Genomic DNA, 24,688 nt, shown 5'->3' with positions numbered 1-24,688 from the left:
GCGTGCTACGGTCTTCCTGCTCCTAGTCGGGATTGCGGCGAATTGCACGAAAGCAAGGGATTTTGGATGCCCCTCCACCGAACAACAGCTACGAAGACCTTGCGGCGGTTCGCAGCGGTTCTGTCCGCTGCCGCACTTGGCGCCGGCCTCCTCACAGGCTGCGGTTCCGACTCGGCGGACAAGCCGGCCGCCACCGCCGCGGCCACCACGGGCGGCGTGTTCCCGGTCACCGTGGAGCACGCGTTCGGATCCACGCAGATCACCAAGGCGCCCGAGCGGGTCGTCTCCGTCGGCTACACCGACGACCAGGCCATCCTGGCCTTCGGTATCAAGCCGGTCGGCATGGTCGACCAGTACCCGAACCCGGCGGGCAAGACTCCTGACATCAACACCCAGTGGCCCTGGGTGAAGGACGCGTGGGGCGACACCCGTCCCGAGGTCATCATGAGCAACGGTGACGCCGGCCCGAACTACGAGAAGATCGCCGCCCTGCGGCCCGACCTGATCATCGCGGTCTACTCCGAGATCGACCAGGCCGCCTACGACCGGCTCACTAAGATCGCCCCGACGGTGGGCCGCACCAAGGCCGAGAAGGAGCCGTTCAGCGCGCCGTGGCAGGACAACGCGCTGCACATCGCCAAGGCGCTCGGCAAGGCGGACGAAGGCGCCAAGCTGGTGCAGGGCATTCAGGGCAAGCTCGACGCCGCCCGTGCGGCGCACCCGGAGTTCGCTGACCAGACCGCCGTCGCGACGTCCTGGTACAAGGACTCGGTCGCGCCGTTCACCACCACCGACGTGCGCGGGCGGCTGGTGACGGGCATCGGCTTCAAGGGCCGGCCGGAGATCGACAAGATCGCCGAAGGCAGCTTCTACACCGTCTTGTCCCCCGAGCGCATCGACCTGATCGACGTCGACCGCATCTTCGTCATCGCCGACCAGGCGGACCAGGACGCGCTGAAGAACTTCAAGTTGTTCGCCAACCTGCCCGCGGTCAAGGGCGGCAAGGTGTCGTACCTGCTGGACAGCGAGGGCCCGGCGATCGGCGCGGCCATGTCGCAGGGCACCCTGCTGTCGCTGCCGTACGCGATCGACGAGCTCGTCAAGTCGGCCCTCTAGAGATGCCGGTCCGGGTGTGAGCACCACCGACCCGCGCGTGGCCTCGCCCATCCTGCGTACGGCGACCGGACGCGAGGCCACCCGATGGGTGACGGCGCACTCGCGCGAGGCGCCCTGGCTGACGACCGCCGCCGTGCTGGCCACGGTGGCCGGGTCGGCGCTCGGGGTGCTGCCGGTGTTCCTGCTCGGCCAGGTGGTCGACGGGGTGGTCGAGGGTGAGCCGCAGTCGATCCTGGTCACGTTCGGGGTGCTGATGGTGGCCGCCGCGCTGTTCGGCTCGGCGGCCACCGCGGCGTCGGCGTACCTGATCGGGCGGCTGGGCGCGGAGTTGCTCGCGCGGCTGCGGGAGGGCACCGTTCAGGCGGTGCTGGGCATGCCGAGCGCGCGGATCGAGCAGGTCGGCCGGGGCGACGTGCTGTCCAGGGTCGGTGACGACGTGGCCGTGGTGTCCAAGGGCATCCGGACGGCCATCCCCACCGTGTTCTCGGCGGGGGTGCTGGTCGTCATCACCACGGCGGGCATGTTCGGTCTTGACTGGCGGCTCGGCCTCGCGGGCGCCGGCGCGCTGCCCGCGTACTGGCTGGCCCTGCGCTGGTATCTCCCCCGGTCCGCGCCGCTCTACCAGCGGCAGCGGGAGGCCCAGGCCGATCGTGCGCAGGCGTTGATCAGCGGCCTGAACGGGATCGCCACCGTCCGGGCATACCGCCTTGAGGACTCCTTCCGCGAGCAGGTCACCCGCGAGTCGTGGCGGGTGCGCGATCTCGGCGTCGAGGTGTTCCGGTTCTTCGGCCGGTTCGTCGGCAGGGAGAACCGCGCCGAGTTCATCGGGCTCGTCCTGATCATCGTGGTGGGGTACGCCCTGCTGGAGGCCGATGCCGTCACCTTGGGTGAGGCGTCGGTGGCCCCCCTGCTGTTCCACCGGCTGTTCAATCCACTGGGCGCCATCATGTTCACCTTCGACGAGGCGCAGAAGTCGGGCGCGAGCCTGACCCGGCTGGTCGGGGTGCTGGGCGAGGCCACGGAGGAACGGCTGGTGGGCCGGGAGGCCGTCGCGCCGGCGGACGCCGGGCCGTACCCGGTGACGGTGGAGGGGCTGACCTTCAGCTATCCCGACTCCGAGCGGCCGGTGTTGCTGGACGTCAACCTGGTGATCCCGGCGGGCGGTTCGCTCGCGCTGGTGGGGGCGACGGGCGCGGGCAAGACGACCCTGGCCGCGCTGATCGCGGGCATCGGGACCCCGCAGTCCGGGTCGGTGCGGGTCGGAACCACCGATCTGGCCGGGCTGGACGAGGCCGGGGCGCGGGCCTTGGTGAGCATCCTGACGCAGGAGACGCACGTGTTCTCCGGTCCGCTCGCCGACGACCTGCGGCTGGCCGCGCCGGCGGCGAGCGACGCCGAGCTGATGGACGCGTTGCGCACGGCCGGCGCCGACACGTGGGTCGCGGCGCTGCCCGGCGGGCTGAACACCATGGTCGGCGAGGGCGGCGAGCGGCTGGACGTCACCAAGGTCGCCCAGATCGCCCTGGCCCGGCTGGTCCTGGGCCGGGCGCCGGTGGTGGTGCTGGACGAGTCGACCGCGGAGGCGGGCAGCCAGGGCGCCGCCGAGCTCGAGCGGGCCGTGTCGGCCGCGTGCCTGGGGCGTACCACGCTCTTGGTGGCGCACCGGCTGACCCAGGCGATGGCGGCGGACCGCATCGCCGTGCTGGACGCGGGGCGTGTGGTGGAGCAGGGAACGCACGAGGAACTGGTGGCCCTCGGCGGCCGGTACGCGCGGCTGTGGCGCGCCTGGCAAGAAGGCAGTCAGCGACGATGAACCCGCTTGAGTCCCGGTCCGGCATCCTGGCGACCGCACTGCGGCGCAACGCGGCCGCCATGACCTGGGGCACCGTCCTCATGGGCATGTACCAGGCCGCCGAGACCGCCTTCCCCATCGCGCTCGGCCTGATAGTCGAGCACACGCTGCAGGACCGCAGCCTCGGCTCTCTCGCGTTGTCGATCGCCGCGCTGGCCGTGATCATCACGACCGTGTCGTTGTCGTGGCGGTTCGGGATGCGCATCCTGCAGAAGGCCAACACGACCGAGGCGCACCGCTGGCGGGTGCGGGTCGCGGCCTGCGGGCTGCAACCGGTGGCCAGGGACGTCGATCTCAAGTCCGGCGAGGTCCTGACCATCGCCACCGAGGACGCCGACCAGACCGCCGACATCATCGAAGTGGTGCCGCTGCTGATCAGTTCGCTGGTCGCGGTGCTGATCGCGGCGGTCGCGCTGGGCATGGCCGACGTCCGGCTCGGCGTGCTGGTGATCGTGGGCACCATCGCGATCCTGTCGATCCTGAGCGTGTTGTCCAAACGGATCGGCGCCAGCACCCGTGAACAGCAGGCCCGGGTGGCGCGGGCGGGCGCGAAGGTCGCCGACCTGATCACCGGCCTGCGCCCGCTGCACGGCTTCGGCGGCAACCACGCGGGCTTCCTGTCCTACCGGAAGGTCAGCTCCGAGGCGAAGGACCAGGCGATCACCGTCGCCAAGGTGAACGGCGCGTACGCCGGCGCCGCGCTGGCCCTCAACACGATCCTCGCCACCGCGGTCACCCTGACGGCGGGCTGGCTGGCGTTCAACGGCCGGATCACCATCGGGCAGCTCGTCATGGCCGTGGGCCTGGCCCAGTTCATCATGGAGCCGCTCAAACTGTTCTCGGAGATGCCGAAGTACGTGATGATCGCGCGCGCGTCGGCCGAGCGGATGGCGCTGGTGCTGGCCGCGCCGCCGGTGCTGACCCCGGGGCCGGGGCGCCCGTCCCCAGGCGGAGACCTTGAGGTCGACAGCGTGCGGTTCGGGTCCCTGCGCGGGCTGAAGTTCCACGTGTCCGCCGGCGAGTTCGTGGCGATCGCCGGCTACCAGCCGCGCGCGGCGGCCGACCTCGCCTCGATCCTGGCCGTGCACGTCCCGCCCGGCGCCTACGAGGGCGTGGTGCGGGTCAGCGGGCAGGAGCTCGCGGACCTGTCGATCGAGGCGGTCCGCGAGCACCTGCTGGTGAACCCGTACGACGGGGAGATCTTCGCGGGCACCCTGCGCACGAACATCGACCCGGCGGGCGCCGGCCGGATGGTCTCCGAGGCCGTCGAGGCGTCCCTGCTGACCGACGTCGTCGCCCTGCACCGCGAAGGGCTCGATCACGGCGTCCGCGACCGCGGCGCGAACCTCTCCGGCGGGCAGCGCCAGCGGCTGTCCCTGGCCCGCGCCCTCGCCGCCGACGCCGACATCCTGGTCCTGCACGACCCGACGACAGCGGTCGACGCGGTCACCGAACAGCTCATCGCGCGCAACCTCGCGCGGCTCCGCCGCGACCGCACCACCATCGTGCTCACCAGCAGCCCGGCCCTCCTGAACGCGGCCGACCGGGTCCTCGTCCTGGACGACGGCGTCGTCACCGCGGAGGGCACCCATCACGACCTCCTCGCCACGGACGAGGGCTACCGCCTGGCCGTGGCCCGGTGACCTGAGGTCACGCCGGGTCCGGGCCGCCGGGAGCCCGCCGCGGCTCCGGTCACGCCGGTGACGCGCGGACCTCGTCCAGGAGGTCCGTGGCCTGCTCCTCAAGGGGCTTGGCGCCGATCCTCCTGGCGATCGCCACAGCGGCCGCCAACTCGGCGACGGCCTCCGCGGTCCGGCCGGCCACGTGATGGAACTCACCGAGCGCCGTCCTGACGCGCGCCTCGTTGAGCAGGCTCTTGATGCTCTTGGTGATGTCCGCGGCCTGAGTCAGCGCGGCCTCGGCCTCCACCAGCAGTCCTTGGCGCAGGCTCGCCACCCCCAGGCCGTACAGAGCCAGCGCCTCTCCCGCCCGGTCGCCGATCGTGCGGACGCCGGCCAGCGTTCTGGTGAAGGCCGCGCGGGCTTCGACGTACCTCTTCTCCCGCAGTTCGAGGTTGCCCATCCAGTAGAGGGCCTGCGCGAGGCCGCGCTGGGCGTTCAGCGGCTCGTAGATCGCCAGGGCGGCTTCGATGTCGGCCCTGGCGAGCTGGTGCCGGCCGTGGTCGAGGTGGATCTGGGCGACGCACCGCAGGATGTACGCCTCGGCGCCCGTGTCTCCCGCCGCTCTCACCTCCTCCAACGCCCGTACGTAACGCGTCATGGCCTGGTCGGGGCGGCCCACGAAACGATCGATCATCGCCAGGTAAGCCCGGGCGATGCCACTGCCGTGCACGTCGCCCGCCTGCTGGAACAGCCCAAGCGAGCGCTCGAAGTCGGCCGTGGCCAGGTCGTAGCGCGCCTCGTCCGTGTGCAGCGCCCCACGCCAGTGGAGCACCGCCGCCATGCCGCGGACGTCACCTACCTGTTCGGCCGCCGCGTAGGCGATTTCGAGGGTCGCGTGCTGGTCGTCGAGGTATTTCAGGAGCGAGAAGAAGATCGCGGTCGTGTAGGCCAGGTCCCAGGAGAGGTCCTCGTGCCCCGCGGTCGCGGCCAGCTTCACCGCGTTGACGATGGTCAGCCGCTCGGTCTCGAACCACTCCACCGGATCGGCCACGAGCTGCGCCACGTAGCCGGCGGGCAGGTGCCAGCGCTTGGGGGAACCGCGGACGATCTGGTGCTCGCCGCCGTACAACACGCTGTAGGCCGCTCTGCTGACCGTCAGCACGCAGCTCAGCATGCGTCCGACGGCGTCGTCGCGTACCTGGGCCGGGTCCTCGGTCTCGCTCATCTCCCGGCAGAACAGGCGTACCAGGTCGTGGAAGCGGTAGCGCGTCCGCCCGGCCGAGTCGGTCGCGGCGACCTGCAGCAACTGAGCGTCCACCAGGGTTTCGAGGAGTCTGTCCGCTTCGGCGACGTCGATGTCGAGCAGCGCGGCGACCACCCAGGAGGGGAAGCTGGTGACCTCGATGAGGCCCAGCCGCCGGAAGGCGCGCTGCTGCTCCTGCTCCAGCGCCTGGTAGCTGAGCGCGAAGACGGCACGCACGTGCAGCGGCCCGTAAGCGAACTCGTCCAGCCTGCGCCGCTCGTCGCTGAGATGCGCCACGAGCGTGGCGGCGGTCCAGTGCCGCTTGGCCGCCAGCCGGGCGCCGGCGATGCGCAGGGCCAGCGGAAGGTGACCGCACAGGGACGGCAGTGTCCTGGCCGCGACGGGGTCGCGGGCCAGCCGCTCCCGGCCGACGATCCGCTCCAGCAGGGTCGCGGCCTGCGACGGGCTGAGCACGTCGAGGTCCACCTGCCGCGCTCCGGCAAGCGCTCCCATGGGCCTGCGGCTGGTGACGATGACGGCGCAGGACGGGCTGCCCGGCAGCACCGGCATGACCTGGGCCGCGTCGGACGCGTTGTCCAGGATGATCAGCGTCCGGCGATCGCACATCAGCGTGCGGAACAGCTCGGCTCGCTCGTCGAGCGTCGGTGGGATCGAGTCGCCGCCCACGCCCAGAATCCGCAGGAAACGGCTGAGCGCTTCGCTCGGATCGACCGGCTCGGCCTGCGTTCCGGTGCCGTGCAGGTCCAGGTACAACTGCCCGTCGGGGAAGCGGACGCGCACCTCGTACGCCAGATGCAGCGCGAGCGCGGTCTTGCCGATGCCGCCCATGCCCGAGACCGCCACGATCGCCACGGTGTTCCTGCGCGCGTCATCCAGGTAGCGCCGCAACTCCTGGCGGAGGCCGTCGTTCCCGGTGTAGTCCGTCACGTCTGGCGGAAGCATGTTCGGCGCCGCCGGACGGGCCGTCTTCTGGCCGCCGGCGCTCGCCTCCTCCGCCAGCAGTGCGGCGTGGGCGGCACGGAGTTCAGGCGAAGGATCGACCCCGAGCTCGTCCGCGAGCCTCCTCCTGGTGGCCTCGAACCAGCGCAGCGCCTGCGCCCGGCGCCCGGACGCGCCCAGAACCGTGATGAGGCGCGCGTGCAGCCGCTCGTCGTAAGGATGCCGCCCGGCCAGGGCCGTCATGTGATCGACCACCTCTTCCGGCTTGCCCAGGGCGAGCGCGAGGTCTGCCAGGTTCATCACGCACGTCAGGTGCGCCGTCTCCAGCCGATGAGCCTCGGGGCACGCGCGTAAGCCCTCGGGGGCGCCGAGCAGAACGGGGGCCCGCCACTCCGCCAGCGCCTGCTGGAGCAGGCCGACCCGGCGCGTGGCGTCGTGCTCGGTCGCCGCCGCCTTGGTCAGCTCCAGGAAACGGGCGGCGTCCAGCCGGACCTGCGCGATGTCCAGCCGGTAGCCGTGACCGGTCAGCTCGATGGCGTCGGGCAGCGACATCTGGTCGCGTAACCAGGTGCGGATGCGGGAGATCCCCGTGCGCAGCGCGCCCACGCTCGCCCCGGCCGGCCCCCACGCCCACTCGATCAGCCGGTCTTCCGGCACCGGACGGCCGGCTCCGAGGGCCATTCCGGCCAGCAACCAGGGACCGTTGCGCCCCGGAACGGCCATCTCGCGTTCCGCGATCCTGACTTCCAAAGGCCCAAGAATGCTGATCGTCGGTTTGACGTGTTCATTGTGGTGCGGCATTCGTATCCCCCAGGCACACGCTGCCTGCCCGAGTGTGGCGAGCGCCCTATCAATTCGCTGTAAACGAACTGAAATCGGGTTTTGGCAGCATACTCCGTGATCACCGACATCAGGAAAGAAAGGCCTTTCCATGTTCAAGCACAAGCTCGCAGCTCTGCTGCTGGCGCTCTCGGCGGTCGCGGGGGCGACCGCCGGGGCCGCCGCTTACCTCGACTCCCGCGCGCAGGCGTCTATCAGCGTCCAGGCGGGCGATTGCCAAGGCGGCGAGCACGACTGGAGCTGCCCCTAGGGCGGCCGGCCACCGTAGGGATCCAGCGGTCGTTCACGAAGCTCCAGGGTTCTCCCGCTGCGTTCTCCGCGTTATGCCATCACGAGTACAGAGGCTTGAGCGAGGCCGGTACGGACCATCGCTCCATTGTTTCCAGCGGCCGGGTTGCCAGGGGGCGCCTGTCGTATCGCCGCGTACCAGAGCCGGCACCAGGGGGATCGTCGTCATGCGCGAAATCGTCGCTTCACCGATGGCACTGACTTCACGGACATGGTTCGGCATCCTGGGGCCGCTGGTCGTGACCGTCGGCGGCCGTCCGGTCCACTTGGGCGGGTCGCGGGCGCCGGCCACGCTCGCGGCGCTGCTCCTGGCCGGCGGACGGATCGTGCCCATGGAGCGGCTCATCGACCAGGTGTGGGGGGATGAGCCGCCGGCTTCAGGACGGAACCAGGTGATGATCGCCGTGTCCGCCCTGCGCAAGGCCCTCCGTGCGGCCGGCGGCGATCCCGAGCTGATCGAGACCGTGGCGTCCGGCTATCGGATCCGCACCGCCGATCTCGACGCCCACCAGGTGGAGGTGAATCTGGCACAGGCGCGCCACGCGCCACCCGCCCGCAAGGCCGCGCTGCTGCGCGAGACACTCGGGTTGTGGCGCGGGCAGGTCCTGTCGGGGATCAGCAGCCGGCCCCTGCGGGTGGTCGCCGGCCGATGGGAGGAGCTGCGGCTGAGCGTGCTGGAGGACTGGGCCGAGGCGGAGCTGGAGCTCGGCAGGCATCGTGAGCTGGTGGGGGTGCTCGGTGTGTCGGTGGCCGAGCACCCGCTGCGTGAGCGGACCCGCGCGCAGCTCATGCTCGCGCTCCACCGGTCAGGACGCCAGGCGGAGGCGCTGGAGGTCTACGACCACGGCCGGGCCGTGCTGGTGGAGGAGCTGGGACTGGAGCCTGGGCAGGTGCTCCGTGACACGCACGCGGAGATCCTCTGCGACGGAAGCGGCGTACGGTGGATCGCCACGGGAGCACGATCCGCCGAAGCTTCGAGCGGATGGCAAGCAAACCCGAGGGTCCGGCTGGGCGAGGCGTCAGGCGGATGGCAGCCGAGCCCGAGGGTGAGGCCGGCCCAGCTCCCGCCCGCGGTGTCGGCCTTCACCGGGCGGCACAGGGAGCTCAGCGCCCTGGACAAGCTGCTCGATCGGCAGGACGACAGCGGGGAGCTGCCGCTCTGCGTGGTGTACGGCATGGCCGGCGTGGGCAAGACGGGGCTCGCGGTGTCGTGGGCGCATCGTGTGGCCGGCCGGTTCCCCGACGGGCACCTGTTCGCCGGCCTGCGCGGACACGACCGCCATGCGCCCCCGCTGCGCCCCGAAGCCGTGCTGGCCAGGTTTCTGCGCGCGCTCGGCCTGCCGCAGGCCGGCGTCCCGGCCGGGCTCGACGAGCGTACGGCGCTGTTCCGCAGCCTGCTCGAAGGCCGGCGCGTGCTCATCGTGCTGGACGACGCGGCCTCGGCCGCGCAGGTGCGCCCGCTGCTGGCGGGGTCGGCCTCCTGCTGCGTCATCATCACCTCACGATCACCGCTGGGCGGGCTCGTCGCCCAGGACGGCGCCGGCTGCCTCGGCCTGGGCGTCCTGAGCACGCAGGAGGCCGAAGAACTGCTGAGCCGGATGGTGGGCGCCGAGCGGATGCCGGGTGAGCGGGCCGTGGACCGAAAGGTCGGCGAGTTGTGCGGCCGGCTGCCGCTCGCCCTGCGCATCGCCGCGGCCAAGGTGTTGTCCAGGAGCGACTGGACGATGGCGGCGATGGCGGCCCGCCTGGAGAGCGAGCAGGGCCGCCTGGACGAGCTGCGTCATGCCGATCTGGAGGTTCGGGACGACCTCGCGCTGAGCTACCGGGATCTTCCCCAGGCGGCCAAGGTCGCCTTTCGCCGTCTGGGGCTGCTCGACGTGCCCGATGGGTTCGCCGCCTGGACGGTGGCCGCGCTCGCCGAGGTGCCGCCGCCGATCGCGGAGAAACTGTGCGAGCACCTGGTGGACGCGCAACTCGCCCGGCCGCTCGGCCAGGACCCGGCCGGCTGCCCACGCTACGGATTCCATGACCTGGTACGGCTGTTCGCCAGGGAACTCGTTCACACGGAGGAGACCGCCGATGCGCGTGCCGCGGCCGTCGGCCGGGCGATGGGCTGCCTGCCCGCGCTCAGCGAGCAGGCCAAGCAGCGCGACGGCCGGGGGTTCCGCTCGGAGTCACGACCGCCCTCGTCGCCGAAGAGCCGCTCGCCACGGGCGGTCCCCGCTTGAGCGCTTGCTCACGCCGAGGTGAAGAAGGCGGTGAGCACGGGGGCGATGGCCTCGGGGGCCACGTTGTGGGGCTGACCGGTGAGGCTGGCCCGCCGGACGTCCGGCAGCAGACCGGCCACCGCCCGCGCCGTGTCGCTGATCCACGGGATCGTCTCGCCGTCGATCACCAGGGTGGGCACCGTGACCCCGGCCAGCCGGTCGGCGGGCAGGGAGAAGTCGCCGGTGATGGCCGCGTCGTAGATGAGCGTGTGGGCCACGGCCTCCATCGCCGTCCAGCCCGGGAAGTCCCGCATCGGGGCCACGAACTCGGCCGGCAAGCCGACCGCCGCGGTCAGGAACAACTCGCACATGTCACCTCGGCGGTCCTCGGCCAGCAGCGCCACGAGCTGCTCGCGGTAGTCGGCCGGCACCGGCGTACGGGTGCCGGGCAGGATGTAGGGCACCTCCCACACCGCCAGCCGGTCGACGGCGAGCCCGCGGGCGGCGGCTTCCAGCGCGATGACGCCACCGCCGGAGGTGCCGTACAGGTGCGCCGAACCGCCCGCCTCAGCGATGATCGCCTCGATGTCCTCGAACTCACGGTCCACCGCGTAGGGGGCGGTGTCACCGCTGTCGCCACGGCCGCGCCGGTCGTAGTTGTAGACGGTCAGGTCCTTGGCCAGCAGCTCGGCCAGGGCTGCGGTCGCCGACCGGTCGTTCGGACCGGCGCCGATCAGGATCACCGCCGGTCCCTGCCCGATCCGGTCGAAGGCGATCGCGGTGCCGTCCTGCGAGATGACCTTGTTCATGTCGTTTCCCTCGTGTTGTGCTGGTCGGTTACGTGATCAGTGTGCTTCGGGCGGCATCGGCCGGGCATCCGTGGTCACTACTGAGGCGCCACTGAGAGATCCATCTCCGCCGCACGTACGTGATGATGTCCGGGTGATCGGAAAAGTGTCCGAGCGTGAGGCCGAGGTGCTGGCGGCGGTGGCGGCGCGGCTGTCGAACGCGCAGATCGCGAACAGGCTGCACATCTCCGTCCGCACGGTCGAGAGCCACGTCGCCTCGCTGCTGCGCAAGTACGGAGTGGCCGACCGGCAGTCGCTGGCCGCGCTGGCCGGACGACCGGCCGGCGACGAGGCGGACGACGGCCTCCGGGAGGCGTCTCCGGCGGGCATTCCCGTCTCGCTGACCTCGTTCGTCGGACGCGAACGGGAGCGTGAGGCGGTCCTGGCGGCGTTCGAGGTCTCCCGGCTGGTCACCCTGCTGGGGCCGGGCGGCGTCGGCAAGAGCCGGCTCGCGGCGGAGACCTGCGCCTCGTATCCGGCGGGCGGGGCGTTCGTGGACCTGGTGCCGGTGCGGGACGGATTCGTCACGCAGGCGGTGGCCGGGGTGCTCGGGGTCAGTGAGCGAGCCCGGCAGCCGTTGGAGGAGGCCGTCGTGCAACGGCTGCGCCACGACCGGGCGCTGCTCGTCCTCGACAACTGCGAGCACGTGCTGGACGCGGCGGCCGGGTTCGCCGAGCGGATGCTGGCCGCCTGTCCTGGCACCCGGATCCTGGTGACGAGCCGCGAGCGGCTCAGCGTGCCCGGCGAACGTACCGTGCCGATCGGCCCGCTGCCGCTGACCTCCGACGCCGAGGCGCTCTTCCTCGACCGCGCCACCGCGGCCGATCCCGAGTTCGGCGCCGACCCGGCGCTGCTGACGGAGATCTGCGCCCGCCTTGACGGCATACCCCTCGCCATCGAGCTGGCCGCGGCCCGCAGTGCGGCTCTGGGGGCGGCCGGGCTGCTGGTCGCGCTCGACGACCTCCTGCGGGTGCTGGCCGGCGGCCGGGTGGCCGACCAGCGGCATCGGTCGTTGCGCGCGGTGCTCGGGTGGAGCTACCAGCTGCTCGACGAGGAGGAGCAGGCGCTGTTCCGGCGGCTGTCGATGTTCCGCGGCGGCTTCGACGTGGCCGCCGCGACGGCGCTCGCCGCCGGCGGCGAGCCCGGTGCGATCACCGACGTGCTGGGGCGGCTCGTTGACAAGAGCCTCGTCGTCCGCAGCCCCGGGACGGCGAGCCGATGGCGGCTCCTGCAGACCGTCAGGGCCTTCGCCGGCGAGTTGTCACGGTCTGCCGACGAGCACGACGCGGCCCGGGAACTCCATCTCCGGTGGGCCGCCGACACCGCGACCGCGCTGGAGGAGCGCCTGATCGCCACCGGCGGCGGCCGATCCGGGGCTGTGGCACCGGTCGGAGGCCGCGGGCAGGACGTGACCGTGGGCTGGCGGCAGGAGTTCGACGCGGTCGCCGACGACCTGCGGGCGGCGCTGGCCGCCGCCCCGGCACGACCGGGCGGCCCGGCGCACCGCCTGGCCCGTTCGCTCGGCCATCTCACCTTCGCCCGCCGATTCCTGACTGAGGCACAGGGCCACTACCGGCAGGCGGCTGACCGGGCGCCCGCTCCCGGCGAGGCGGCCAAGGATCTGCGGAGCGCGGCCGACTGCTCCCTGGACACCATCTCAGGGCAGGACGTGTTCGACCTGCTGCTCGCCGCCGCGGCGCAGGCCCACGCCGCGGGTGACGAGAACGGCCGCGCGGTCGCCCTGGCCCGCGCGGTGGAGACGGCCGGCCGGTTCCTCGCCTCCTTCCCCGAGGGCATTCCGGCCGAGCGGCTCCGCCGGCACCTCGCCGAGGCCACCGAGGCCGGCGACCCCGCTGATCCGATCGTGGCGGCGGCCCTCGCCACGGCGGCCGCCTGGACCGCGCGACCGGACGCGTTCGACCCGGACCCGGCCCTGGCCGCCACGGCGCTCGCCGCCGCGCGGACGACAGGCGACACCGTCCTCATCAGCGCGGCGCTCGACGCGGTGACGACCGTCGCCGGGCGGGCCGGCCGGCACGGCGAAGCCCGGCGGCACATCAGGGAACGGCTGGCGCTGCTGGCCGGCATGGACCGCGACGACCCGCGGTCGGCCATCGAGATCGTCGACACCCTCCACGTGGCGTGCACCGACGCGGTCGTGGCCGGGGATCTGCCCGCGGCGATCGCCGCCGGCCGGCTGATGGTGAACGACGACCTCGTCGGCGACCACCCGTACATCTCCGCCAGCCGGCTGATCCCCGGTCTCGTCCTCACCGGCGACCTCGGCGCGGCCCTGCGCCACGGCGCACGGATGTGGGAGGGCTGGGAACGAGCCGGCCGTCCCGCGGCGGGATGGCTGCTGCCTTCGGTGTCGGCCGTCGCGCTCGCCTACGGCCTGCTCGACGACCGGCGCGGCTTCCGCCTGTGGCGGCACCGAGCCGGCGTGGTGGTGGACCACGCGCGGGCCGGACATGCGCGCCTGTCCTCCTTCGGCGCGTTCGTCGACGCCAGGGACGCCGTGCACTCAGGCGATCTGAGCGACGCCGCGGCCCTGGTCGAGCGGGCTTTCGGCACGTTCCCGATGGGACGCTACGAGGCGTACGCGCAGGCGGCGGGGGCCGAGCTGGCCGTCGTGGCCGGGCTGCCCGATGCCCCCGATCGGCTGGCGGCGGCGACCCTGACCGCCGGGGAGAACCCCTGGGCCGCCGCGTGCCTGGCCCGCGCCGCCGGCCGGCTGCACGCCGACCCGGACGCGCTGACGGCCTCGGTCGCCCAGTGGGAAGGCATCGAGGCCCGGCTGGAACGAGCCCACACGCTGCTGCTGCTCCCGCACCGCGCCGAAGAGGGCCGGACCGCCCTGCACGAGCTGCTCGGGTGAGCCGACCGGCTTCAGTCCGTGCCGGACAGGGCCGGGAGGTCGAGAAGGGCGAGGAAGGCGGTCGCCGCGGGCGTGCGGCCGACGCGGCTCCAGATGACGTATTCGACGCGGGCCGGCGCGTCCGTGACCTCGATGGTGGTGACGCCGGTGAGCTGAGGCACGTAGGCGGACGGGAGCATGGCGACGCAGAGGCCCTGGCCGACCAGCCGAGCCATGAAGTCCGCCGTGGTCACCTCGAAGGCGACGTCACGGGTGAGGCCGGCGGCTGAGAAGGCCTGGTCGGACTGCACCCGCCCGGCCGTCTTGGGCGGCAGGTCCACGAACACCTCGGAGGAGAGCCGGCGAAGGTCGACCGCTGCTTCTCCGGCCAGGGGATGGTCTGGCGCGACCACGGCGACGAGCCGGTCCCTGGCGAGTTCGCGGGCGTTGACGCCTTGGGGTCGCGCCGTGGTCGGCAGCCCGAGGAAGGCCACTTCGATGGCTCCTTGCCTGACCTGCTCGGCGAGTTCGTCGCTCGCGCCCACGCGCAGGCTGATGCGCACGTGCGGGTACTGGTGCCGGAAGTCGCGCAGGGCTCCTGGGATGTCGACCGCGGCGACGGTGGGGATCAGGCCCACGGCGAGCCGTCCGCGTACCTCGCCGACCGCCGCGGCGACCTCGGCGGCCGCGCGCTCGGCGGCGTCGAGGCACTGACGGGCGGCGGGAAGGAAGGCCGCGCCGGCCGGCGTCAGCCGCACCCGGCGGCTGGTGCGCTCGAAGAGTCGCGCGCCCAGCTCCCGCTCCAGGCGCGCGACCTGGTGGCTGAGGGCGGACTGGACGACCAGGCAACGCTCGGCGGCCCGGGTGAAGCTGTCCGTCTCGGCGACGGCGACGACATAGCGCATCTGCTGGAGCTCCATGGATCTATCGTCCAACGAGATCGATGAGGTGACAAGCATGTGTTGGACTCATCGATCGTCGCCGGGCGAGACTGTGGGGCACGTCCAGCGGCGCCGCTGCCGGCGCCGAGAACCAACGGAAAGATGACATGCCTCAACAGGATGAACGCCCACTTTCAACACTCAGGGCCTGGCTGGGTGTCGCCGCGATCACGGCCAGTCTGTTCGTCTTCCTCACCACGGAGCTGATGCCCGTCGGCCTGCTCACTCCCTTGAGCACCAGCCTGAACATCTCCGTGGGCGCCGCCGGCCTGATGGTCACCCTGCAGGGCATCTCAGCCGGGCTGGGTGTGCCGTTCATCGTGGCCTGGACCAGGCGCGTCAACCGGCGCGCGCTGCTGTCCACACTGCTGGTGATCCTGGCGCTGGGGAACCTCATCACGTCCGTCTCGCCGAACTACGCGGTGATCCTGACGACGCGGCTCATCATGGGCTTCGCCAGCGGCGTGTTCTGGGCCATCGGCGTGAGCATGGCGATGCGCCTCGTCCCGGAACGCCAGGCGAGCAGGGCGGCCGCGGTCGTGATGTCCGGCATCTCGATCGCCACGGTGGTGGGCATACCGCTGGGCACGATCCTGGAGAGCCTCACCGACTGGCGGACCACGTTCCTCATCTGGGCCGGCCTCAGTGTGCTGGTGTTCGTCGCGGTGGCCGCCATGGTTCCGTCGCTGCCGTCGGCGAACGCGGTGTCGGTCCGTGAAGTCTTCGGGCTTCCGCTCAAGAACGTCCAGCTACGCCTGGTGCTGTTCGTCGTCGTGTTCTTCGTGCTCGGCCATTTCGGGGCCTACACGTTCGTACGGCCGTTCTTGGAGGCCAACGCGGCCGCCACGCCCGTCTTCATCACCGTGGTGCTGATAATTTTCGGCATCGGCGGCGCCGTGGGCAACTTCATCGCCGGATATACGGTGACCAAGAGCCTGCGGGGCACCTTCGTCGCCGGCTGCGTGGGACTCGTGGTGTCCCTGCTCCTGCTGCTGACGATCGGCGACGGCCCGGCCGGCTCGATCATCGCGCTGGTCCTCTGGGGACTTTCCTTCGGCGCCGTGCAACTGTGCCAGGTCAACATGACGCTCGCCGCGGCGCCCGAGACCTTCGAGGCCGCGATGTCGCTCAACACCATGGCCTACAACACCTCGATCGCGCTGGGCGCGCTGTTCGGCGGACTGTTCGCCGATCGGCTCGGTGTCACCAGTGTCGTCTGGTTCGGGGTGGCGCTGACAGCGGCTTCGCTGCTCCTGCGGCTCACCACTGGCCGCAGGAGCTCGGGCGCCGTCGCTCCGGATGACGAACTGGCCGTCCGTTCCTGATCAGCGCGCCGCCTCGGCCAGCAGCCGGGCCAGCTCGGCCGGCCTGCTGGTCATGGGCCAATGGCCCGAGTCGATGTCGACGAAGCCGACGTGCTCGGCCTTGGCGAGCTCGGGCACGTCACCGGCGTCGATCCACTCCTGGGCCTGCGCGGGGGTGAATTCGGGGCACACGACGACGACCGGGACGTCGAACCGTCGCTCGTCCGTCAGGCGGACCACGCCCTTGGTCACTCCCTCGGGCACCGGGATCGCGGCGGCGGCGAAGCTTCGCCTGGTCTCCTCGTCAAGGTCGGCGGAGTCCGGCCCCTCGAACGGGCCCCAGCCGGGGAAGGGCATGACGCCGTCCTGCGGCTCGAAGAAGTCGGCGTAGGGCTGCCCGTCAGCGGCCGGGAAGCCGCCGATGAGGACGACCTTGGCGACCCGCTCCGGTCGCGCGTCGGCGGCCAGCCAAGCCAGCGTGCAGGCGGCGGAGTGCCCCACCACCATGGGCTTTCCGTCCGCCGCGTCCACGGCGGCGAGCACCGCCGCCACCTGGTCGCCGAGCGTGGCCGAGGCGGATCCGTCACCCTGCCCGGGAAGGGTGAGCGGCACAGGGCGGTGGCCGAGTGCCTTGAGCGGGGGCACGATGTCGTCCCAGGCGGATCCGTCGAGCCACAGGCCGGCGATAAGCAAGATGTCCATGATCAGTGTTCTCTCTCCAGCGCGGTCAAATCCCGTTCGGCATAGAGCCGGTGTTCCCGCGGGTGTCCTGGTCGGGGAACTCGGTCACTGACCTCACCTTAGGACCGGTTCCGGACAATCAGCGTCCGGTTGGCTCCGTCGCCTCCTTCAGACCTCGGGCGAGTGACAGGCACAACTCGTCGAGGAGCCCTGGCACGTCGGCGTCACCCGACATCACCTCGAAGAACTCGTCGAGCCGGACCCGAACGCCGGCGAAGTGCGGATTGACGAGACCGTGGGCGTCCGCCAGCCTCAGCAACTCGTGAGCGGCGCTCATCAGCCGGGCGACGGCGTAGTCGCGGGGTTCGTCGGCCAGGGCCCGGCCGCCGCTCAGCAGCCGGGCGGCCAGCCGGGCGAGTTCCACGCCCGGGCTCTGGTAGGGGACGTCAGGCACAACCGTCATGGTGGACCACCTCATGCAGGGCGCGGCGCGGGGAGGGCGGGGAGGGCGGGGACGTGACCGCCGGGTATCCCGCGGACACGAGCAGGACGGGCTCCAGATGGGGCGGCATGTCCAGCAGGAGCCGGATCGGGGCGGCCAGGAAGCTGGAGGCCGGACAGGCGCCCAGCCCCAGGGCGTGCGCGGCGAGCAGGAAGTTCTGCACGGCCATGGCCACGCACAACCTCCCCACCTGCCGTGGGTGGACCTCCTCGCCGTAGCCGGAGTGGTCGAGGCAGGCGACCAGGACGAGGGCGGGACGCCCCACCATGCCCGGGGCGAAGGCCCGTACCGAGCGCACCCTGGCCTGGTCGCGTACGACGACGAACGCCCACGCTTGCAGGTTGGAGGCGGACGGGGCCGCCGTCATGGCCGCCACCAGGGTCCGCACGGTGGCGTCGGAGACCGGCTCCGCCGTGTACTGGCGGACGACCGTACGCGTCCGGATGACCCCGAGCACGTCCGGCGTCCGGGGGGTGGCGGTCACCGTCGGCTCTCTCCCCCGCCGGCGGGCGGCACGACCGGCCGGGAGGCCTTCGACCCGTCGCGCGCGCCCGGCGTCGCTGCGGCCGGCCGCAGCACGGCGTGGGCCTGCAGCGGCGAGATGGTCAGGTGCTCGGAGGCGTACATCTGCGTGACGAAGGGCAGCACCTGGTGATAGACGGCCACCGAGCTCGGGACACCCATGATGACGGGGGTGTCCATGCAGAGCGGCATCTCCGCGGTCAGATAGCGCATGCCTTCCTCGATCTGCTGCTGCCGGGGCTCGGCGCCCTTCAGATGGCCGAGCAGGACCTTGCGGCTGCCGTCGAAGAGCACCTGCCGGAGCGCCGGGTCGACGGCGATGGCCACGTCCGCCTGGGCGCGCAGCCGCTGGTAGTGGGAGTGTCCGGCGAACTCCGACAGCAGCCGGATCGGCCCGGCGTCCGGCCCGATGCCCGCGCCCTCGCGCGCGCGGGCGATCCTGCGGCACATCTGGCTCGACTTCTGGCGCGCGTATTTCAGGGCGAGGTCGCGATCGTGGCCGATGGCCTGGTAGGTGTGCACGAGCGACGCGTCGGGCACGATGACGTCCACGCGGGCGAAGACCGCGTGGACCCAGCGCAGCAGAGCCGTCAGGCGTTCCTTGTTGAAGTAGCCGTTGCCGGGGCTGACCCCCACGAGGACGTGCTCCGCCCGCTCACAGACATCCCGGCAGTTGTCGGTATAAGGCTCGACCGCGAAGGCATCTCGCCCGCGGCCGGCCCGCGTCCCATCCATGTTCTGATCCCCCGTTCATGACCAAGAATACGCAAAGTATTCCCTCCATTACTTAGGGTGAACCTTGGGCGATAGGTGAATCCGTGCGATGTTTAGGAATCCGCGCTGGTAGGGCTGGCGACGAGCCGGGTTTCGGAACGGCGGAACAGCAGCGCGGACGCGACCATGCCCACGGCGAACATCGCCGCCAGCGCCCAGAAGACGCTGACGTACGCCTGCAGCGCCGCGCTAGCCCGGGCGAGGCCGCCGGTGGAGTCGCCGGTGGAGTCGCCGGTGGCCCGGACGGCCAGCAGGCTCAGCAGCGCGACGCCGATCGTCCCGCCGACCTGCTGGGTGGCGTTGACGACCGCCGAGGCGACCCCGGCGTCCTCGGGCGCCACTCCGCAGGTCGCCACGCTGATGACCGGTGCGATGACGAGACCCACGCCGGCTCCGAAGAGCGACAGCGGGCCGACGACCCCGTTCAGGTAGGTGCTGTCGAGGCCGAGCCGGGTGAGCCAGATCATGGCGAGGGCGCATACCGCCATGCCGATCGCCACCACCGCCCTGATCCCCATCCGGGGCGCGAGCGCGCCGGCCGACACGGGCGCGGCCACCATGAGGCAGGCGACCATCGGCAGGAAGGCCAGACCGCCGCGCAGGGGGCCGAGATGCAGGCTCTGCTGCAGGTAGTAGGTCAGGAACAACATGACGCCGAACATGCCGGCGGAGGCGACGAGCAGGGCGGCGAACGCGGCGCCCCGGTCGCGGTCCAGCAGGATGCCCGGCGGCAGCAGCGGGTGCGCGGCCCGCGCCTGCATGGCGGCGAAGAGCGCCAGCAACGCGACGGCGACGACCAGGAGCCCTCCTGACGACGGCGTGCCCCAGCCGGCGTCCTGCGTGTTGGACAGGCCGTACACCAGGCAGAACAGCCCGGCGGTGACCACGAGGGCGCCCGGGGTGTCGAGCCGCGCCGCGCGGTGGCGCGGCCGGTGCGGCAGCAGCAGGGCGAGCCCGGCGAACGCCACCGGCGCCAGCACCAGGTTGATGTACAGACACCAGCGCCAGCCGAACTGCTCCGTCAGCACCCCGCCCAGCAGCAGCCCCACGCCGAGGCCCGATCCGGCGACCGAGCCGAAGATGCCGAACGCCTTCCCGCGCTCGCGCTCGTCGGTGAACGTGCTCGTCAGCACGGCCAGGGCGGCGGGCGCGAGCACGGCGGCGAAGACACCCTGCAGCGCGCGGCCACAGACCAGGACGCCGAACCCGCCGGCCGCGCCGGCCACCCCGGAGGCGACGGCGAAGCCCACCATGCCGCCCAGCAGGGCGGTCTTGTGCCCGAGCAGGTCCGCGATCCGCCCGCCGATGAGGAGCAGACTGCCGAACGCCAGCGTGTACGCGGTGACCACCCACTGGCGGTCACCGTCGGAGAAACGCAGATCCGCCTGAGCCGACGGCAGGGCGGTGCCCACCACGGTGGAATCCAGCACGACGAGGAGCTGCGTCAGTGCGATGACGGCCAGGACCAGCCACTTGCTTCCCGCGGGGCGATCTAGCACCGGTCTCCTCTCACCGAGCCTCAACCATCAGCTGTAATCTGATGACTACCGAAAGTTAGCGCACATAGGCTCACCTGGGCGGCCGGGCCGGGGCGGCCCAGTCGGTGCGGTGCCGGCAGATGGCGCCGAAGAGCACCTCGGGGCTGGCGACCGTCCGGCTCACGATGGGCCAGAGCAGTCTCAGCAACGACATGGCCACCGCGCCCGACGCCTTGACCACGTTCCCCTTGGCCATGCGCGCGGCGATCTTCTCCACCCGCGCGCGGCGCGCCTGCTCGTAGGCGGTGAAGGCGGTGGCGGGATCGCCCAGGTCGCGCAGGCAGCGGACGAGCTCCACCGCGCTCTCGGCCGCGAGCGCGGCCCCCTGGGCGGAGCTGGAGGAGGGAGCGTGCACGGAGTCGCCGACCAGCACCATCCGGCCGCGGTGCCAGCGCGGGACCGGCGGCATCATGACCATCGAGCCGGCGACGCAGAGCCGGTCCGGGCTGGTGTGCGCGAACAGGTCACGGGCCAGGGCGTCGTCGGCGTACACCCGCCTGATCCGGTCGAGCCACTGGGCGGCGGGCACGCGGCGGGCCGCGGCCGCGGTCAGCGGGCCGTCGATGGGCAGGTTGCCGTACCAGACCGTGCCGCCCTCGATCTGCGGCCAGTAGCCGAGCACGGCCCGCCGCCCCACGATCGCGCACGGACTGTCGCTCGTGCCCGGCACGACCAGGTCGGACACGCCGTAGAAGTCCAGCAGCGGGAAGTACTTCGGCGGCGGCGCGGCGGGGTCGATCAGGGTGCGGACGGCCGAGCGCACTCCGTCGGCGCCGATGAGCACGTCGGCGCGGGCCGTGCCGCCGTCCGCGAACTCGGCCGTGACGTCGTCCGCCGACTCGGACACGCCGACCAGTCGCTTGCCGTACTCGATGGAAACGCCCTCGGCCAGTGCCATCGAGCTCAGGGTGCGGCACAGGTCGTAGCGCCAGACGGCCTGGGCGCACGGCAGGTCGCGCGGCAGCTCGTATCCGGGAATGGGCCGCCCTTTGTGGTCGGCCAGCAGGAACCGGGTCACCGGCCAGCCGATCCGCCGGACGGCGTCGTCCGCGCCGACGACCGCCAGGGCGTCGAGGCCGTTGGCGGTGAGCGTGATCACCCCGCCGAGGTCGCCGGGCGCGGCGGTGTGCGCCTCGTAGATCGTCGAACGGATGCCGATGCGGCGCAGCGCCATGGCCACGACAGGTCCGGCCACGCCGGCACCGATGACCAGCGCTGTCTTTACTGATCCCATGTCACATCCTTTCCTCGTTGACAACATATTGTTATCATTCGATTACAGAAAGCAACGATCGGGCAGATCCCGCCGTCGAAAGGCCGCGCCGCATGACCGCCAGCCACGACTTCCCCCTCGGTGACTGGGGCTTCGAGTTGTCCCCGCGGCTCACCGCGATCCGCTCGTCCCCCGCGCCCGCCACCCGCGTCACCACCGTCAGCGGCGACACCGCCTGGCTGGTCATCCGCTACGACCTCGCCAAGCGACTGCTCAGCGACCCCCGGCTCAACATGGCGGCGGCCATGCAGGCCGGCGCGCCCCGCCAGGAGCCGTGGCCGCTGCGCTTCCCCAACGGGACCACCGACCTCATCGGCAAGGTGCGGAACGCGGGAATCCAGGGCCTGCTGACCGACGCGCTGGCCCCGCGCACGCTGCACCGGCATCAGGGGTGGGCCGAGGCACAAGCCGCCGGCCTGCTGCGCGACCTCACCCGCCGGGAGCCGCCCGCCGACCTGTTCAAGGAGCTGGCCGTCTCCCTGGCCTTCGCGGTGGCCTACCGGCACCTGCTGGGCGAGTTCGAAGAGCAGGACAAGGAGCGCCTGCGTCAGTGGTGGGAGGAGATCCTGTCCTGGGGGCCGGTATACGGGCACAGCGCCGAGCGCATGCGCCGGTCCGACCAGGCGACGTTCCGGTTCTTCGAGCGCCGTCTGCCCGAGATCGTGGCCGCTCCCGGCGACCACCTGATCAAGCGCATCGCCCAGACGGGGGCCCTGGCGGAGAGCGATGTGATCGCGTTCGCCATGATGATGCTCTTCGTGGGGGTCCAGACCTCGGTCAGCTTCCTGGCCGGCTCCCTGGTCACCCTGCTACGCCACCCCGGCTGGCTGGACGCCCTGCGCGGCGATCCCGGCCTGACGGCCACGACGGTGGAGGAGCTGCTGCGCTACACGCCGCTGGTGACCGGCGGCATCAAACGGCTGGCCTTGGAGGACATCGAGGTCGACGGGATGACGATCAAGGCCGGGGAGCTCGTCCTGATCTCGCTGGAGGCGGCCAACCGTGATCCGCTGGCTTTTCCCGACCCCGAGGACTTCAATCCCGACCGGGACCGCCAGGCCCATCTCGGGTTCGGCCACGGCCCGCACTTCTGCCCGGGCAACCGGCTCGCGCGCCTGCAGATCGAGGCCGTCGTGCGGGCGCTGGCCGCCCACGAGCCCCGGCTCCGCCTGGCGGTTCCGCCCTCCGGCCTGCGCTGGCGGCAGGGCGCCGCCTTCCGTAAGCCCGAGTCCATTCCGGTCACCTGGGGCCCGGCCGGCGAGCCCGCGCTGTAGCCGACGCGGGCTCGGTGCCCGACGGGCGAGCGCCGGGCAGCGGGGCGGCCCGACCGGCTCGGTGCCGAAGAGCGGCCGGTTCGGTGCCCGAAGAGCGGCCGGTTCGGTGCCCGAAGAGCGGCCGGTTCGGTGCCCGAAGGGCGGGCGGTTCGGTGCCCGAAGGGCTGGCGGTTCGGTGCCCGAAGGGCTGGCGACGGTCAGCGGGGCGGGCCGGCGGCGATGGTGGACCGGGCGTTCTCGACCCCGCCGCGCCACCAGCCCATCGCCTCCACCCACCACGTCATGCCCGCCGCCGTGTACCCGTCGACCAGGCCGTCCGCGGCGCGTCCCTCCAGCGCGATGTCGAACCCGTCCAGCGAACCCCGCTGCTCAGCCAGGAACTCCACCACTCGGGCGAACTCCGCGACGGGCACCGGCCGCTCCCGCCCGAAGTGCTGGAAGGTCGGCATCGCCCCGTCCCACCGGGCCGCCCGCCGGAACCCCGCCCGGGTCGGCCACCGCCCCGGAATCCAGATCGGGATCCGCGGCCGCTGGACCGGGGGCGGCGGCAACTCCTCCCAGAGTCTCGTCAGCTCCGTCAATCCATGATCCAGCCTGGCGGCGCGGACCTTCAGGTCGGGATCCTCACCGAACTGCGTGTACTCGGCGTCCATCGACCCCAGACCGGCGCCGAAGACCAGCCGCCCCCCGGACAGCCGGTCCAGCGTGGCGGTCTCCTGCGCCACGATCTGCACCCGCCGCCGGGGCAGGGCCGTCATCAACACGCCTATCCGGATCCGGCTGGTACGAGCCGCGATCGCCGACAACACCACCGTCGGGCTCACGACCGGCCACTCGCGATCGGAGTAGAGCAGGTGATCCCACACATAGACCGCGTCCCAGCCGTGCTCCTCGGCCGCGACGCCCAACTCCGTCAGCACCTGGGGGTCGCCGAACTCGCCGACATTCGGCAACCCGACCGCGAATCGCACCATGGTCCAAGGCTATGCGCCCTTCCGGCGCGCGGACCTTCACGACCGGCCCCCGCACAGCACGTGTCGTGCCGGGTGCTAGCGGTGATCGCGTACGCGGGCGCGCAGCAGGTTGGGGTCGGTGCCCGTGGTGTAGGCGGCGCTGAGCACGTACACGTCGTTGCCGCGCAGCGCGACCGAGGTGGGGTTCTGCAGCCCGTCGGCGGCGTCCAGAACGGTGGTGCTGGTGCCGTCGGGCTGGATGCGGACGACCGTGTTGGGGCCGTTGAGTGCGGCGAGGACCTCGTCGCCGCGGCCGGTGAAGGCGAAGTCGTCGATGCCGGCCAGCCCTGATGCTTTGACCCGCGGCGTTCCGGCCCGGTTCCCGGAGCGGATCGGAATGCGCAGCAGGGTGCCCCGGTCGAGGTTGGTCACCCACAGGGCGCCACGGTGCACCTTCGCGCCGTTGACGCCGAGGAAGCCGGTCGAGGCGAGTTCGGGAGCGGTGGACCACGCGGTGGGCGTGCCGCCGGCGAGGGGGACGGTCCACACGGTGCCGAGCACCGAGTCGGTGATGTAGAGCCGTTCGCCCTGCTCGTCCAGGGCCAGGCCGTTGGGCAGGCCGCTCGCGGGCAGCGCGGCGACCCGCTGCGGGGCCTGCCCGGGGCGCAGCCGCCACAACCCGGTCAGATCGGCCGTGCCGGTCGCGTACAACACGTACACCGTGCCGCCCGAGGTGTGGACGATGCCGGTGGTCAGGGGAAAGCCGAGGACCGGTGTGTTGACTCCGCCGTCGGCGGGGACAGGCAGCGTCGCCAGGATGCGGGTCGTGCCCTTCGGGGTGACCTGAGCCACCTGGCGGCCGGCGGCGAAGGTGATGTCCGCCGTGCCGTCAGGTAGCAGGGTGATGTTCTCGGGCAGTTGGTCGGCGTCCACGTCGAAGTGGGTGGCGACCCGTACGTCTGTCAGGAACGTTCGAGCGGACGTCGCGTCGGCCGGCGCGGTCGTCATGAGGGCGGTCGCGGCCATCAGCAGGCCCGACATTGTGATCTTGATGCTTCGCTTGGACATGGTTCCTTCACTGTGTTCTGGCACG

Annotated in this window: 19 protein-coding genes; 8 read left to right on the top strand and 11 right to left on the bottom strand. The window is 71.9% G+C overall.

Features of this window, described 5'->3' with window-relative positions; genetic code table 11:
* Nucleotides 1-216: 216 nt before the first annotated feature.
* The 3 genes from ACWD0F_RS05440 to ACWD0F_RS05430 are packed head-to-tail and all read left to right on the top strand — an operon-like array spanning nt 217 to nt 4,611.
* Nucleotides 217-1,116, top strand: coding sequence for an iron-siderophore ABC transporter substrate-binding protein (locus ACWD0F_RS05440; RefSeq protein WP_449872687.1), 900 nt, complete (start codon nt 217-219; stop codon nt 1,114-1,116).
* 16 nt (nt 1,117-1,132) lie between these two features.
* Complete coding sequence (locus tag ACWD0F_RS05435) at nt 1,133-2,929, top strand: ABC transporter ATP-binding protein (RefSeq protein WP_449872686.1); 1,797 nt, start codon at nt 1,133-1,135, stop codon at nt 2,927-2,929.
* Nucleotides 2,926-4,611 (top strand): ABC transporter transmembrane domain-containing protein, encoded by a 1,686-nt coding sequence (locus ACWD0F_RS05430; protein ID WP_449872685.1) that lies wholly within the window; start codon nt 2,926-2,928, stop codon nt 4,609-4,611. The genes ACWD0F_RS05435 and ACWD0F_RS05430 overlap by 4 nt, the downstream gene beginning before the upstream one ends.
* Before the next feature lie 49 nt (nt 4,612-4,660).
* On the opposite strand, the gene ACWD0F_RS05425 is transcribed toward ACWD0F_RS05430, so the two are convergent.
* Complete coding sequence (locus ACWD0F_RS05425; RefSeq protein ID WP_449872684.1) at nt 4,661-7,543, bottom strand: BTAD domain-containing putative transcriptional regulator; 2,883 nt, start codon at nt 7,541-7,543, stop codon at nt 4,661-4,663.
* Nucleotides 7,544-7,724: 181 nt separating this feature from the next.
* Between ACWD0F_RS05425 and ACWD0F_RS05420 the strand changes: the two genes are divergently transcribed.
* Complete coding sequence (locus ACWD0F_RS05420) at nt 7,725-7,883, top strand: hypothetical protein (protein ID WP_449872683.1); 159 nt, start codon at nt 7,725-7,727, stop codon at nt 7,881-7,883.
* 229 nt (nt 7,884-8,112) lie between these two features.
* Nucleotides 8,113-10,149, top strand: a complete 2,037-nt coding sequence (locus ACWD0F_RS05415; RefSeq protein WP_449872682.1) for a BTAD domain-containing putative transcriptional regulator — start codon at nt 8,113-8,115, stop codon at nt 10,147-10,149.
* A gap of 8 nt (nt 10,150-10,157) precedes the next feature.
* Here ACWD0F_RS05415 and ACWD0F_RS05410 read toward each other — a convergent pair whose 3' ends face one another.
* On the bottom strand, nt 10,158-10,937 hold the full coding sequence (locus tag ACWD0F_RS05410) for an alpha/beta fold hydrolase (protein WP_449872681.1): 780 nt from the start codon (nt 10,935-10,937) through the stop codon (nt 10,158-10,160).
* 133 nt (nt 10,938-11,070) lie between these two features.
* Between ACWD0F_RS05410 and ACWD0F_RS05405 the strand changes: the two genes are divergently transcribed.
* Entirely contained in the window at nt 11,071-13,854 is a 2,784-nt protein-coding gene (locus tag ACWD0F_RS05405) for an ATP-binding protein (RefSeq protein WP_449872680.1), read from the top strand.
* 11 nt (nt 13,855-13,865) lie between these two features.
* Here the strand turns inward: ACWD0F_RS05405 and ACWD0F_RS05400 are convergent, their stop codons facing one another.
* Nucleotides 13,866-14,753, bottom strand: coding sequence for a LysR family transcriptional regulator (locus ACWD0F_RS05400; protein ID WP_449872679.1), 888 nt, complete (start codon nt 14,751-14,753; stop codon nt 13,866-13,868).
* Between the two features lie 128 nt (nt 14,754-14,881).
* On the opposite strand from ACWD0F_RS05400, the gene ACWD0F_RS05395 reads away from it, so the two are divergent.
* Nucleotides 14,882-16,099 carry an MFS transporter gene (locus ACWD0F_RS05395; RefSeq protein WP_449872678.1) on the top strand — a complete coding sequence of 406 codons (1,218 nt, stop codon included), beginning with the start codon at nt 14,882-14,884 and terminating at the stop codon, nt 16,097-16,099.
* Here ACWD0F_RS05395 and ACWD0F_RS05390 read toward each other — a convergent pair whose 3' ends face one another.
* The 6 genes from ACWD0F_RS05390 to ACWD0F_RS05365 form a co-directional block, all read right to left on the bottom strand.
* Complete coding sequence (locus tag ACWD0F_RS05390) at nt 16,100-16,780, bottom strand: alpha/beta fold hydrolase (protein WP_449872677.1); 681 nt, start codon at nt 16,778-16,780, stop codon at nt 16,100-16,102.
* A gap of 118 nt (nt 16,781-16,898) precedes the next feature.
* Complete coding sequence (locus tag ACWD0F_RS05385) at nt 16,899-17,222, bottom strand: DUF6092 family protein (RefSeq protein ID WP_449872676.1); 324 nt, start codon at nt 17,220-17,222, stop codon at nt 16,899-16,901.
* A complete protein-coding gene (locus tag ACWD0F_RS05380; protein WP_449872675.1) occupies nt 17,206-17,745 on the bottom strand; it encodes a nitroreductase family protein in 540 nt (179 codons plus the stop codon). The genes ACWD0F_RS05385 and ACWD0F_RS05380 overlap by 17 nt, the downstream gene beginning before the upstream one ends.
* Nucleotides 17,742-18,518 (bottom strand): tRNA-dependent cyclodipeptide synthase, encoded by a 777-nt coding sequence (locus ACWD0F_RS05375; protein ID WP_449872674.1) that lies wholly within the window; start codon nt 18,516-18,518, stop codon nt 17,742-17,744. Before ACWD0F_RS05375 ends, ACWD0F_RS05380 begins: the two co-directional genes overlap by 4 nt.
* A 92-nt stretch (nt 18,519-18,610) precedes the next feature.
* Nucleotides 18,611-20,056, bottom strand: coding sequence for an MFS transporter (locus tag ACWD0F_RS05370; protein WP_449872673.1), 1,446 nt, complete (start codon nt 20,054-20,056; stop codon nt 18,611-18,613).
* A gap of 70 nt (nt 20,057-20,126) precedes the next feature.
* On the bottom strand, nt 20,127-21,329 hold the full coding sequence (locus ACWD0F_RS05365) for an FAD-dependent monooxygenase (protein ID WP_449872672.1): 1,203 nt from the start codon (nt 21,327-21,329) through the stop codon (nt 20,127-20,129).
* A 92-nt stretch (nt 21,330-21,421) separates the two neighbouring features.
* Between ACWD0F_RS05365 and ACWD0F_RS05360 the strand changes: the two genes are divergently transcribed.
* Complete coding sequence (locus tag ACWD0F_RS05360) at nt 21,422-22,642, top strand: cytochrome P450 (protein ID WP_449872671.1); 1,221 nt, start codon at nt 21,422-21,424, stop codon at nt 22,640-22,642.
* A gap of 197 nt (nt 22,643-22,839) precedes the next feature.
* Here ACWD0F_RS05360 and ACWD0F_RS05355 read toward each other — a convergent pair whose 3' ends face one another.
* On the bottom strand, nt 22,840-23,616 hold the full coding sequence (locus ACWD0F_RS05355) for an LLM class flavin-dependent oxidoreductase (RefSeq protein WP_449872670.1): 777 nt from the start codon (nt 23,614-23,616) through the stop codon (nt 22,840-22,842).
* 75 nt (nt 23,617-23,691) lie between these two features.
* Complete coding sequence (locus ACWD0F_RS05350; RefSeq protein WP_449872669.1) at nt 23,692-24,663, bottom strand: hypothetical protein; 972 nt, start codon at nt 24,661-24,663, stop codon at nt 23,692-23,694.
* Between the last annotated feature and the right edge of the window lie 25 nt (nt 24,664-24,688).

The sequence above is a fragment of the Nonomuraea sp. NPDC002799 genome, assembly GCF_053592075.1.
This window is presented reverse-complemented; position numbering and strand designations above follow the sequence as displayed.